General features: G+C 38.1%; 13 protein-coding genes and 1 pseudogene. All 14 read right to left on the bottom strand.

Annotated elements, in window-relative coordinates; genetic code table 11:
• Positions 1-774, bottom strand: a 774-nt coding sequence (locus tag AC1DVK_RS24935; protein WP_477627636.1) for an ABC transporter permease, incomplete at its 3' end; no start/stop codon positions are given.
• Positions 738-1,898 (bottom strand): ABC transporter ATP-binding protein, encoded by a 1,161-nt coding sequence (locus AC1DVK_RS24930; RefSeq protein ID WP_477627635.1) that lies wholly within the window; start codon positions 1,896-1,898, stop codon positions 738-740. The genes AC1DVK_RS24935 and AC1DVK_RS24930, both read right to left, overlap by 37 nt.
• A 19-nt stretch (positions 1,899-1,917) precedes the next feature.
• Entirely contained in the window at positions 1,918-3,018 is a 1,101-nt protein-coding gene (locus AC1DVK_RS24925; RefSeq protein ID WP_477627634.1) for an ABC transporter substrate-binding protein, read from the bottom strand.
• Between the two features lie 19 nt (positions 3,019-3,037).
• Entirely contained in the window at positions 3,038-4,042 is a 1,005-nt protein-coding gene (locus tag AC1DVK_RS24920; protein WP_477627633.1) for a TAXI family TRAP transporter solute-binding subunit, read from the bottom strand.
• Between the two features lie 162 nt (positions 4,043-4,204).
• Complete coding sequence (locus AC1DVK_RS24915) at positions 4,205-5,581, bottom strand: sigma-54-dependent transcriptional regulator (RefSeq protein WP_317777504.1); 1,377 nt, start codon at positions 5,579-5,581, stop codon at positions 4,205-4,207.
• Positions 5,582-5,605: 24 nt separating this feature from the next.
• Entirely contained in the window at positions 5,606-7,615 is a 2,010-nt protein-coding gene (locus tag AC1DVK_RS24910) for a transporter substrate-binding domain-containing protein (RefSeq protein WP_410861125.1), read from the bottom strand.
• Between the two features lie 951 nt (positions 7,616-8,566).
• Positions 8,567-9,160 (bottom strand): YdeI/OmpD-associated family protein, encoded by a 594-nt coding sequence (locus AC1DVK_RS24905; RefSeq protein ID WP_089362248.1) that lies wholly within the window; start codon positions 9,158-9,160, stop codon positions 8,567-8,569.
• An 81-nt stretch (positions 9,161-9,241) separates the two neighbouring features.
• Entirely contained in the window at positions 9,242-9,634 is a 393-nt protein-coding gene (locus AC1DVK_RS24900) for an SRPBCC family protein (protein WP_477627637.1), read from the bottom strand.
• A 141-nt stretch (positions 9,635-9,775) separates the two neighbouring features.
• A pseudogene (locus tag AC1DVK_RS24895) lies at positions 9,776-10,045 on the bottom strand (ArsR/SmtB family transcription factor); the annotation flags it as partial.
• Positions 10,046-10,808: 763 nt separating this feature from the next.
• Positions 10,809-11,270, bottom strand: coding sequence for a hypothetical protein (locus tag AC1DVK_RS24890; RefSeq protein WP_477627632.1), 462 nt, complete (start codon positions 11,268-11,270; stop codon positions 10,809-10,811).
• A gap of 296 nt (positions 11,271-11,566) precedes the next feature.
• Positions 11,567-11,887, bottom strand: coding sequence for a hypothetical protein (locus tag AC1DVK_RS24885; RefSeq protein WP_477627631.1), 321 nt, complete (start codon positions 11,885-11,887; stop codon positions 11,567-11,569).
• 381 nt (positions 11,888-12,268) lie between these two features.
• Entirely contained in the window at positions 12,269-12,433 is a 165-nt protein-coding gene (locus AC1DVK_RS24880; protein ID WP_477627630.1) for a hypothetical protein, read from the bottom strand.
• Positions 12,434-12,464: 31 nt separating this feature from the next.
• Positions 12,465-12,890: an OsmC family protein gene (locus AC1DVK_RS24875; RefSeq protein ID WP_477627629.1), complete on the bottom strand. Its 426-nt coding sequence runs from the start codon at positions 12,888-12,890 to the stop codon at positions 12,465-12,467.
• Positions 12,891-13,116: 226 nt separating this feature from the next.
• Positions 13,117-13,388 (bottom strand): carbohydrate-binding module family 20 domain-containing protein (locus AC1DVK_RS24870; RefSeq protein ID WP_477627628.1); only part of this gene is annotated, 272 nt, incomplete at its 5' end.

Raw genomic sequence — 13,388 nt, 5'->3', positions numbered from 1 at the left:
CCCCATTAATGCAGGCGTAACATAAGCACTCATTGACAAACTGAATACGAGAATGCAGCCAGATACGATACCAGGGATACTTAACGGCAATGTAATGGAAAAGAACCTTCTGAATGGGCTTGCCCCAAGTATCGCTCCTGCCTTATCCAGAGAAGGATCAATATTATAAAGACTTGCAACTATGGATAAGATCATGAAAGGAAGATAAGCATTGGAAAGGCCAATCACAACTCCGATTTCCGAAAACAATAGTTTCAATGGTGCATCTATTATGCCAAGGGCCATCAAGGTTTGATTAATCGTTCCGTTAGGCAATAGCAAGAGGTACCAGCCAAAATTACGGACGACTATACTTACCAAAAGCGGTGATACGATCAAGAGCGTGATATACCCTCTGATCCGCGCCGAGCTTTTCGCCATCGTCAAAGCTACAGGATATCCAAGAAATAAAGCAACCAGGACCGAATATAAACTGATTTTGACAGTCAGCCATAAAGAAGATAAATAGTAGCTATCGGAAAAGATTTGTGTATAGTTTTTTAGGCTATATACTGCATCAGCAGCTCCAAGATTATCAGTGGATATGAAGCTTAAATATAAAATGTATAACATCGGTATGACGAAGAAACCAAATATGAATAGCAGAATCGGCGTTAAAAGGAGTAATCCAGGCAGCCAGACCTTCCTTTTCTTGAATTTAGGTTCCTTTTGCGGCTCAATAGGATTCGTTTCCTGTTCTATTTCTTGACTAGCATAACTTCTGATGGGCTCCATCCAATCAACACCTCACTTCCATTTTGCCATGATGAATCGAAAGCAGAAGTCAATACTTGAATACTTTTCCCCTGTAATAGAACATTGATTTCCCATGAGGTACCAAGATAGTTAATTTGGCTAATCCTGGCACGATGGTAATCTAAAGGAGATAAGGAAGTTTCATCAATAGAAAGGATGCGCAGTTTTTCTGGTCTAATATAAATCTTCACCTCATCTCCGGTTTTCAAATCACTATCATTTCCCATGATATTATCTGCGTCGACATGAGTAATATCAGAACCGATCTTGACTGATACTTTCCGCTTGTCCACGGCAGACACTTTCCCTTCAAAACAATTCGATTTTCCGATGAATTGAAAGACGAATTCTGTCTTGGGATGATTGTAAATCTCAGTTGGGGTACTGATTTGTTCAATTTTTCCTGCATTCATGACCACGACTCGATCTGACATGGAAAGAGCTTCTTCTTGATCATGGGTCACAAAAATGGTCGTTACGCCAATTTCCTTTTGTAAACGCTTTATTTCGGCCCTTAGTTCATGACGCAACTTTGCATCAAGGTTTGAAAGCGGTTCGTCAAGCAAAAGGAGCTCCGGTTCCACTACAAGTGCCCTGGAAATCGCAACACGCTGACGCTGACCTCCTGATAATTCCCTTGGATAACGATTTTCCAATCCTGACATTTTCACTAATTCAAGCGCTTTACTTATCTTCTTTTTTTGCTCAGCTTTACCGACTTTGCGTAATTTCAAGCCAAAACTGAGATTTTCATAGACTGTCATATGAGGAAAAAGCGAATAAGTTTGAAAAACCATTCCTAAATCTCGTTTATAAGGCGGAACCTTCGTAACATTATTGCCCTTAATATGGACCTCACCCCGATCTGCATCAAGGAACCCCGCAATGAGGTTCAAGGTCGTGGATTTTCCGCACCCCGAAGGCCCAAGAAGAGTGAGTAACTCTCCTTGTTTCACCTCCAGATCGATACCATTAAGGACAACATTCGCTCCAAATTGTTTAAAAGCGCCTTTTATCTCTACATCATTTTTATTTGACCCAACCCCCAGAACTGCCTTCAGGTGCTGCCCATTGATTTCCACATCGTTTTTTAATATTTCCATGTAATCAACACGCTCCTTTTTATTTGAGTTTTTTGCCTAATTGAGGAGTAACCTCTTTCGCCCATCTGTCTGACACCTCGGCTCGGATTTCGGCAAACTTGGCGAAATCTGGTTTGAATGTTTTATCACTTTCTTTAAGTCCGATTGACTCTTCGAACTTCTCTGGAATTTTCATGCCTTCTACCGTCGGGTAAAATCCTTTTTCGGAAATTAATGCTTGCGCTTCTTCACTGATTACATAGTTGATGAATTCAAGGGCTTCTTTGCTATTAGGCGTATTTTTCACTAGACCAGCGCTGAAAGCTTGAAGCGGTACACCTTCTTTAGGCACGGCCATCTTGATGGGAATACCTGAAACGGCTAGTTCACCAATGGAATAACTTCCCATGACCGTTACGTCAGCAGCTCCCTGTTGGATGGCTGGCATCATTTGCGTTGAGTTTTTATAAAATGTATTGGAATACGCTGCAAGATCTTTTGCCTTTTCAAGACCTGGTTCCATGTCTTCCGTACTGCCGCCGTTTGACATCGCCAGTCCATTAAGTGTATTGAAACCCCAGTCATTCGTAATATCTGAAAATGCCGTTTTACCCTCGTAATCAGGTGAGACAAGATCATTCCATGATTCAATTGATTTTAACCCTTTCTTTTTAAAGGTTTCCGTATTATAAGCTGGTGCAATGACTAAACCGAATGCTGGCGCGGCAGCCTTTTCAACCGGAATGAAACGTGGATCCACCGATTTCATATTGGGAACATTTGACTCATCAATTGGTACGATCAGTTCCTTCTCCTTAGCGCGAATTACATCAACCGGTACAAACAGGGCAACATCTATTTGCGGAGCGTTCTTCTGTAGTTCCACTTTAGAAAGGATTTCACCAGATAAACCGGAAATGTAATTTACGGTTATTCCCGTTTTTTCTTTGAACTTTGGAGCGATCACATCTCGGATGGCACTTTCGATGACTCCGCCATTCCCTGCTATCGTTATTTTTTTCTCTCCATTTTCACCTGCACCCGTTTGTACCGATTCTCCAGGCTTTTGCGGAGTTGGATTACCACACCCTGCAAGAGCGATCAATGCGATTATCAATAAAAGACTTAATATTTTCTTCATATTCATTACCTCCCATTTTTCATTGATTTTCTATAATTCCTTGTTCGCTAAAATATTTCATGGCTCCTGAATGAAAATCGAGTGGAACTTGTTTGGTTGCTTCCTCTATTGAAATATCAGAAGCGGCCGGATGTGTTTGCTGCAGCTCAGGCAGATGTTCATATAGTGTTTTCACCAGATTGTAAGCATGCTGGTCAGACATTTCATCATAGGTTACCAAAACATTTTTAATAGAAATCGTTTGGACACTTTTTTTCATTCCCTTATATGTATCACTAGGAATTTCATTGGCAGTATAAACACCATATTGTTCCTGAAGGTGTTCAATAATATCTTTCGGGATTGGAATGAAGGAGAGTTCCGTTTGCCCGGATATGAAAGCGATTTCATTATTCGGAATTCCCGAAGAAAAGAAAGCGGCATCAATGGTACCATTTTGCAAGGCTTTTGCAGATTGAGAAAAAGATAGATAGGATAAATTCAATTGATCAAGCGGTAAATCCGTTTCTAATAGGATTCGTTCAGCCATAAGCCTTGTACCGCTTCCGGTCGTACCAACACTAATGCGTTTACCAACTAAATCTTCCAAGGAATCAATATCATTTTGTTTCGTTGTAACAATTTGAACATAGTTGGAATATAGGGCCGTTAAAGCCCTTAACTTGGATTTATCCGTTTCAGGCAAATCAAGTACATCTACTGAGGTAAAACCAATTTCTGCGCGATGGCGGCTAACCAATTCAGTATTTTCGATGGAAGCATGGGTTACCTGGGTTCCTGACACAGCTCCATTATATTTTTCAAACATGTTTGACAATCTTTGTCCTAATGAATAATAAACCCCTGACATATCTCCGGTTGCAATGATTAGGAGTCTATTTTTTAAATCCTGTCCTTCAGAAACTAATTGCCTCTGGATCAAGGTAGCAGGTTTTGAAATTTCCTGCTGCTCATTCATAAAAGAACATCCTGCCATGAAACAAAATAACACAGCGACTTTTATAAAGAGTGCTCCATTTTTCATAGTGGCCCTCCTTTCTTAATGAAAATAGATGCAAGTACTATGCCAAGTCGATTAATTGCTCTAAAACGCAAAGTTTGCCGATTTAGAGCATGATTCACCATCATAAACCGGCATTTTTTGCCGGGTACCCAGAAAAAAATGCCGGTTTAGACTATTAGCCTTTTATTCTTCTTTTGAAATGAGCTTGATTTTATCACGAAGGCTCCTTTCAGAAATCTTTAGGATTTGGGCTGTTTTTTGCCGATGGTTTTTACAATATTGAAGAGTGGCCGTTATGACTTTTTCCTCTATTTCTTTCATGGATATGCCAATCGGGATTCTGAAACTGTTAAAATCATCGTCAATGCCATTCGGCTGGAGAATGAACTTCTGTTCTTGAACATATTGTGGCAAGTCGGTATCTTCCATTCTTTTCGAGTTTGATAGGGCAACAGCATATTCTATAATATTACCAAGCTCACGGACATTCCCTGGGTAATGATAATCCAGCAAAATCCGACGTGCGGTTGCGGAGAAAGCCTTGTCTTCCCGGTTCATATCGGTAGAGTGCTTTTTTATAAAATAATCCATAAGGATGGGTAAATCTTCTTTTCTATCCCTTAACGGCGGCATCGAAATGGGAATGACATTTAACCTGAAATACAAATCCTCCCTAAACTTACCTTCCATTACCATTTGCTCCAGGTTTTTATTGGCTGCACTTATAATACGGACATCCAGGGATATTTTTGTATTGGAACCTAGAGGCGTCACCTCTCGTTCCTGCAACACCCGTAATAATTTGACTTGAAGAGGAAGGGGCATTTCACTAATCTCATCCAGAAAAAGGATGCCTTCATTAGCAGCAACGAATTTCCCTTCCTTCCTCTGAGTTGCACCGGAAAAAGCGCCTTTTTCATAACCGAACAATTCAGATTCCAGCAGCATCTCAGGAATTGCAGCACAATTGACAATCTGCATGGGTTTGTTTTTCCTTCTTCCCAGAGTATGGATGTTTCGGGCTACAAGCTCTTTTCCAGTTCCACTTTCACCTGTGATAAGAACACTTGAATCAATATCTTTCACTCTTTCGATCATTGAAAAAATACGCTGCATCGCTTTGCTATTACCAAGGAAGTTCCCAAATCCCTTTTGCATCTCTAATTCTTCGTGTAATGTCTCCAATTTATTGGACATCTGTTTGAATTCGGCTGCCCTCATCAAGAGCAAAGAAAGTTCTTCTATATTAATGGGCTTTTCAATATAGTAGTAGGCCCCTTTTTTTATGGCATCGATGGAAGTTTCAATAGATGAATAGGCAGTCATCATGATGACTGTTACGTTAGGTGCTATTTGTTTGATTTTCTGCAGGACATCAAGTCCACTTTTATTTCCTATCCTCAAATCAAGTAACACAATATCAAAAGGCTGATCGTCGATCTTCCGAAGACCCTCATCCGGGTCCGTAGTTGTCACTACTTGATAAGAATCTTCCAATGCAAAGCTAAGAGCGGTGCAAATAGCAGGTTCATCGTCAATCACCAATACATGCATTTTCATATTACTCCTCCTCATTCCAGGCTTTTATTCGATATATAAAGGTAGTAAAATGGTGAATTTCGTTCCTGAATTAGGATAACTTTTCACATGGATATCTCCGTTATTTTCTTTAATTAACCTATACGATAACGTAAGTCCCAAACCGACGCCCTTTTCTTTATTTGTGAAAAAAGGCTCGAAAATATGGTTCAGTTCCTCCTGTTTCATCCCCTTTCCTGTATCGGATATGGCAATCCGCCCTGTTTTTTCGTTTTCTTTATCAATGGTGATTTTTATGGTCTTTTCCTTTGTTTCTTCAACGGCATGAATCGAATTCAACACCAAGTTAAGAAGTACCTGTTGAATTTGTTGTAAATCTATATAAAAAATAAGGTCCTCCTCAATCGTTTGCTCGAAATTTATTTGTTTTTTTTCCATTGTCACCTTATGAAAAGCAAGTAATGATATAAGGTCATTAGCGTGGCAATTTGTAATATTTGGCGGTCGCGGACGAGCATATTCAATTAAATCGGTAACAATCGCATTCAGCCGGTTTACTTCAGTAGGCAAGTGTTCCATTAGAACTTGTCGGAATTGAGGATTATCATATTTACTCGGCAGTAAATCAATGAATGCTTTAATCGATGTTAAAGGATTCCTGATTTCATGTGCGACACCTGCAACTAGTTGGCCAAGAGCGTGCAGTTTTTCTTGTGTGACCAATTTTTTCTCCAATGTTTTCTTTTCCGTTTCGTCATTCATGGAAAGTAAGTATCCAGTTTGTATTTCTTCAGAATTGAACATCTTATGCATCGAATATGAAATGACCTTCTGTTCATTTTCTTCGTTTATTACCAAGATCCGAAAAGAACCCGTACGATTTTTCTTATTTTGTTCTTGATGGGAAGCTTCGAAATTTTCCATTAATTGTGAATGATTCGAAAAATTCAGAATCATTTCCTTGGAAATGTTTAGAATTTCCGATGCCTTTGCATTGCAGCTGGTAATCATGAAATCGAGATCGAATGTTATGATGCCAGTATTGATATTGTTTAAGATTTGTTCTTTGAACGCTTTGCCATTAGCGATGTTTTGCCGTTGTTTCTCTAAATCCTTATTTAATAAATGTAATTTCAACGTCTGGTTATGAACGGATTTTTTCAGCTTTTGATTCCATATGTAAATAACTAGAAGGATAAGGGCTACTACAGTTAAGATTATGATTAGCCAAAATATGAATTGCTCCAACCTGGCAATTTTTTGATTGGACTGTGGCATGATCCATTTATCAATTATCCCGTTGATATTTCGGTTCGCTTTAAGTTCTGTGAGTGTATTGTCCATCATGAAAAGAAGCGTTTGATTCCCTTTTTTTACTGCAATCGTATAATCCGCGGGTTCAATGACTTCATCGAGTATGATGTAATTCTTTTCCTGGCGGAACTTTTTTAAATAGAAGTCTGCCGTCCATTTGTTTCCAATGAACACATCTGCACGATTGTTCAATAATGTTAAAATGCCCGAGTATTGATTTGAAACGGTCGTTAAGTTTGTATTCCTCATATTGAGAAATGTACTGATTACAGGTGTGTTATAGTCAAGGACAACATGTGAATCACGTAAATCCGTTAACGTATGAATATCCTGTTTCCTTTTACTAGGGATGATAATTGATTGGGACATGGTAAAATAAGATTGAGTGAAATCAAGTTGATTATCTTTTTCAGTATTATAGGTACTTCCAACAATTGCATCAATTGTTCCGTTCATTAAGGCTTTTTCCGCTTCTTGCATCCCCATCGGAATATATTCGAAATCAACCCCATTATATTTTGCTATTTCCTCCATTAAATCAATATTGATCCCTGTCAGCTCACCAGCTTCATTTTCAAATGAAAATGGAGGAAGGGCACTTTCTTCAGCAATTTTAAAAGTTCTTTGTTCAGCAAAAACAGCGGGAGACCATAATGTTTGAACAAAGAATACAAAACAAAATATACATAGTTTAAACAGCCGCTTTTTAATTAAGAACCCTCCTTTTATGTCGATATTCATGCAGTCACTAATCCTCGGCTAAAAAACATCCTGATAATAATACTTCTCCAATTAGGACTTGAACCCTTTAAAATGTAAAAGATTCTTAGTATAATCTGACACAATCCAACAATTACCTACAAAATGGTGTGTTCCTGAATTTTATCCTGTCCTAACCTAGCTAAGGTGTTTAGCAAAATTAAAGTAGAAGAAGAGACAGTTTGCTAAAAAGATCCAGATAATTTCAGAAATCCGCTCCCTTTCCGCCAACTGTCTGCCAAGCCTCATCAAAGCAAGCGTCTGTGGGGTCTCTTCTAGGGTTACTCGGCAGGAGTGTCGCAAATTTCTTCATTCTAATGAGGGTGTCATCTTAAAAACATCAAGGATAACCAAGTTTTCTTTAAAATCATGGTTTGTAATTAGACCCTTCGGAGCATCCAGACATTGACAAAATTATGTTAAAGTATTTTCAATTTAAAGACGTATTAACATTTGCCGTAATGCTCCAAGATGATAAGCCAAGTGGGCAATGATCACATTTACATTTGTCAGCCATTCTCCTAAATAGAAATTTCAGAATTAAAAGCCCAATTTCTCAGTATTAAAATTGAGAAATTGGGCTTTTTTGTTACTCCATATAAGCGCCCTATAATGGAATAACACATTATTTTTATTAGGTGGTTTTGTTGAAGGTCATTGCTTAAACCTTATTCAAGATAAGCACCCGTTAGTTCAAGAAAAGCGTACTTTTCAGCAAAAGCCAAAGGACACACTTTTGTGCGCAGTATTTTTCTTTTCTTATGTGGAATGCGTAAAACTGTTACACGGTAGTTTGCTTTCACTCTACGGATCACTTTTTGTTTTTTCCTTTATTTGATTGAGTGGTTACCTGCGAACCAAAAAGGAGTTCGAATTAACGCAAAGTAAGGTAATATCTTAGGACTTGATTAATTTATTTTCTCATCGAATATACTAATCCTTTAATCCCTTTCCATCGAGAATTTGCTGCATATATTTTTCAACCCTTGATACTCGAGTTTTGGATTGTTTGGGTTGTGAAAAATAAAGAATGTATGCTCTTTGCCGTCCCGGGGTCAATGCTTCAAAAGCAGTTTTCAAGGCAGGGATTTCATCGAATTTATTTTGAAGTTCTTCAGGAATTATGAATTCTGTATTACTTTTAAAATTCACTTCCAAACCGGCTTTTTCAACTTCAATGGCCTCATGGATATAGGCTTTCAAGATGGTTTCCATTGCAACTATTTCTTGAACATTGGTGAACCGAATCTGGCGCGCCCCCTGTACATTCTCCGTTTGTTGGATTAGAATTCCATGGGTATCCTTTAACAAGGCACCTTTGTGAAACAAAAGCGCACAATATTCTTTAAATCCATGTATTAAAACTATGTTTTTTTTCTCAAACGTGTAACAAGGATGCATCCATTTAAATTCTTCGGTCAGCTCACAGTCAAGAACGATATTCCTCAACATCTCATATTCTTCCTGCCACTTTTTAGCTTTACTTAAAAATTCATCAACCTTAGGATTCATTCTACTATTTGTCATCAAGGAACACTTCTCTTTCCGAGCAGTTTGCTTTTTCCTATACGTTAGCTAAATACTAAAAATAGGTTCAGAGGTTCGGTCTTACATTGCCTCTAACAATTTTTTAAGTTGTTCGCCCATTTTCGCCCAACCATATTTCGCACCATTGAACGCTTGATCTTCTTTTTCGAATCCTGTTTGTTCAAGATTTAAATAGGTTGTTCCATCCTCGTGCTTTAATGTCCATGTGACTGTAGTGTTTATTCCACCACCTACCCAAGTGTAAGATAACTTATAAGGCTCCTCCACTTCAAGAACTTCGGAATCGATAATTAAATTCCACTGTTCATTCCGAAACTGAAATTTATGTCCGACGACAGGTTTTAAATCATTAGCCATTACCCATTTAGAAAGCGTATTTGCATCCGTTAAGGCGAGCCATACCTTCTCGATCGGGCTCTTAAAATTAAAATCTTGTGATACTGTTAAACTCATTTTTTGTTCCCCCTCCAATATTTGGTTTAAAAGTAATATTCTTTCACTCCAGAATTTTTTGTAAAACGATACCCAATCCTCAATTTCTCTCAATGGGGCAGCATTCAGCCGATAACGTGTTTCCCTGCCGACCCTTCTGCTGATCACAAGACCAGCCTCTTTAAGGATTGCCAAATGCTTTGAAACCGCAGTACGACCCATTTCAAAATGAACGGTTAACTCATTGAGTGGCAATTCTTCCACGTCCGCCAACAAACGTAGCAATTTGCGTCTTGTTGGATCAGCGATGCCTACATAAATATCACGCTCTTGATTTTTCTCGTTCAAAATCACCCCCCCTTTAATTAGACACCATTTGGTGTCTTTATTATATGACACCAAATGGTGTCCTGTCAATTTTATTATTGCCATCACGGTATTCGTTTTATTCTCCTATCATCAAGTCTATAGGTTCCTTCTTTATTATTTGTTCAATAGATTAAGCTTCAAACTTTTTAAATCCTTTTACAACTAAATTTCCCTGTTAGTTAAAATAACTTTTTGACACAAATGACCAATATTGTTGGTTGCTTTTTTCGAAAATTGGATATGCCCGTGTTTCAGCAAATTCAGAACGGCAGCTAAAAAACTTCGTGATCTTGGAATTGAAGAACGATATACCTTCATTGATAAGCAAAGTGGAAAAGATTTTAACCGGCCTCTATATCAAGAGATTTCACGATTTGATAGTAGGAAATCTAGAGGTGTGGGTAATGCTGGAAAATTAATAGAGGCCCAATTATAAAAATTCTGTTTTCATATGTGGCTGAGCAAGAACGTAGAGAAAATAAGCAAACGATAGGCTGAAGGAATTGAAGTGGAAAAGAATAACGGCGTGAGATTTTGGACGACGTAAGTTGAAATTAATAATGACTTCATTCAAGTATATGATAATGGAACGATTAGATTTTACAAACCCTAAAAAAGTTCCAGTTTGTTTTCAGGAATCCGCTCCCTTTCCTCCGACTGGCTGCCAAGCCTCATCAAAGCAAGCGACTGTGGGTTACGAAAGGTACGAGACTCGTGCGGGAAAAACGAGAACCCCGCCCACAGGCGCAAAGAGCGCCGCGGGCGGACCGTCCGCGGCAAGCGAATGCCTGAAGATGAAATCATTTTAAACCCTCAATATCTTAAATTATTTTTTTATTTCAAGGCTTTTTAACATTTGCCTTAACGCTCCAAGATGATAAGCCGAGTGGGCAATGGTCGCGTTTACATTTGTCAGCCATTTTACTAAATCGATTGTTTCGATTTCAGCGAAAAGAGTTACATATTCTTTTTGTAATCCCTCCCTGATTTCCGCCCATTTCACCTCATCAACATGAGTAATGGTCCAACTTGCGTCCCAATCTTTTTCAAAGTCTGTGCCACTGATCATTGTTCGGATCACCCATAAATAATACCGTATGTGGTCAGAATGAGCAGCAATGGTTGATCCGTTTATGGACCGTGAAGCGTCTTCTGCTGTTAAACCATCGAGTGTCCCGAAAACCCCTTTATTCGGTTTTGAATCAGTATAATAGCTTCCTTCATTTCCAGGTCCCTCAAACGTTTCTTTCAAAAGCGTTTTTATCGAACTTGCCAACGTCTCGCTCATTTCAATTCCTCCCAAATGTTTTAATCGACTTCTTTATAATACACTAAGAAAAATCAATAATCGTTTATTTTTTGTTAAATTAATCCAAAAATCGGGAGTTTAAAATTACTCGATCACCTGGCATAAGGTAAGGGTTTTCTTAACTTTCGAGTACAGTTAACAACCTTATATGGTATTGACGCTGCTCTTAACGTGAAAAAAATAAAAACACCTTAAAAAGACCGTTCCTTAAATAAACAGGAACGGCCTTAATTATTTATTTGAAAATATGATTCAGTCTGAAAAGCCTAAAGGTTTTAATAGCTTTTCAAACGCTCATCCAGGGACACAATTCTAAACTTTAACTCTTGATTCGTGTCCAAGCCTCCTATTACAATTTGATTATCTTCGGTAATGGTGACATATCTGAAGGTTTCATCTCCATGGATCTTTATTTTTGTCTCCAATGTCGTTTCCATTTTTGCAAAAACTTGATCTGTGTATTTTAGCGGAAGTAGATCATCTAATCCCTCATCGGGKCTACCAAGCCACTTAAACATGAAATCCTTCAATGAATATTGTTCAATCATCGATAAATGATCTTTAAAAATTAATTTGTCAATTGTTATCTCTTTCAACTTAACCACTCCTCAATTGTATATAAAGTTTATATGGATAAACTCCTAACATCAAGGGCATTCCAATGACAAACGATTACATTTTGATTACTTGCTGACTAAATAAACCCTTTCTTTCCGGAAAAAGGAGTTTTGCTGCCTGAAATGAAATTGGAAGGTGATTTTTTCTTAAGAGTCCGCCTTTAATTAACATGTAGAGGGGTTATTTTCTAAGGTTTGCAAGTTTTGGTGTAGATGATTATCCATGAAATAAGGATGTTCATTTCAGTCGAAAACAGCCTCCATTTACTCATGAAAATGAAGGCTGTCTTTCTTAAGGGATGTTTAAAAAACTTACTGTTAAATGATTGCCTTTAAATAAAGGCTGTTTTCACATACTTTCTATTTACCAGGTAGTGAGTTGTGGTTGATTTCCCCTTCAGATGCCCGCTTTCCTTGGAGCGGGCGGTGAGCATCCTCGGCGTAAACGCCTGTGGGGTCACCTGTCCCGCAGGAGTCTCGCACTTCCGCTCCAATCAACCTTAAATAGTTTCGTTTTAAAAACAACAATCTTTACGAAAAGAGCCTAAATAAAACATTATAAGTCTTGTTTTCCTTTAACGCCATTTATCGAATAGCTCATTTTTATGTTGGCATTTAATGAGTGATATACTGAGCAGTACGTATTTTTCGATAGTTGAATCGCACGGACCACTTTATCTTCAGGCAGATCACCCTCCAATAAATAGTGGATATGAAAATCGGTAAACCGCTTAGGGTGGTTTTCTGATCGTTCCCCTTCTATCTCTATTTGAAAGGCCTTTGTTTCAAATCGCATTTTTTTTAAAATCATTACAATATCAATACCTGTGCACCCGGCAAGAGAGTGCAAAAGTAACTCTGTGGGTCTTGCTCCACTATTTTTTCCTCCTACGTCTTCGGCAGCATCCATCTTTATTTCATGTCCCGACGGAGTTGTGCCAGAAAAGGCCATTTCCCCTGACCAAGTAATCCTTGAATTCATTTAATTCAATTCCTCCCTTTCTTGATGTTTTGTTCTAAATAGGCCACATGTCTATTTAATGTAAGTACAGGTCATTTAAGTCTTAATATAATATTTCCCCAATATTCCGGTCAGTACGTATATTAAAAGTACTTGGCTTCAGGATTGTATTTTGACCTTAATTTGTGATGAACTTTCAATAATATTATTTCCAAAAGACTTGCTCAGTTAGTCATACTTACTTAACCTACCATGAAGTTTTATAGTTTCCTTTACCATTTAAAGGAGTTTTATAATTATTATTTTCCCCTTTTTGCCAAGTAATATTGCCATTTTCATCTTTCATGACGAACTTGAATTCATAGAGTCGATCTGCTGTTAAACGGAAAGTTCCACTCCAGCTCCCTTCTTTGTTTTGTGTGAGTTTATATTCGTAATCTTCAACATTCCATCTGCCGATTTCCCCTCTATCCCCTATTAAATAAACTCCCTGTGTGACAGGTACATTTTCAACTGTGA

The organism is Peribacillus sp. P4_B1 (assembly GCF_056402395.1).
This window is presented reverse-complemented; position numbering and strand designations above follow the sequence as displayed.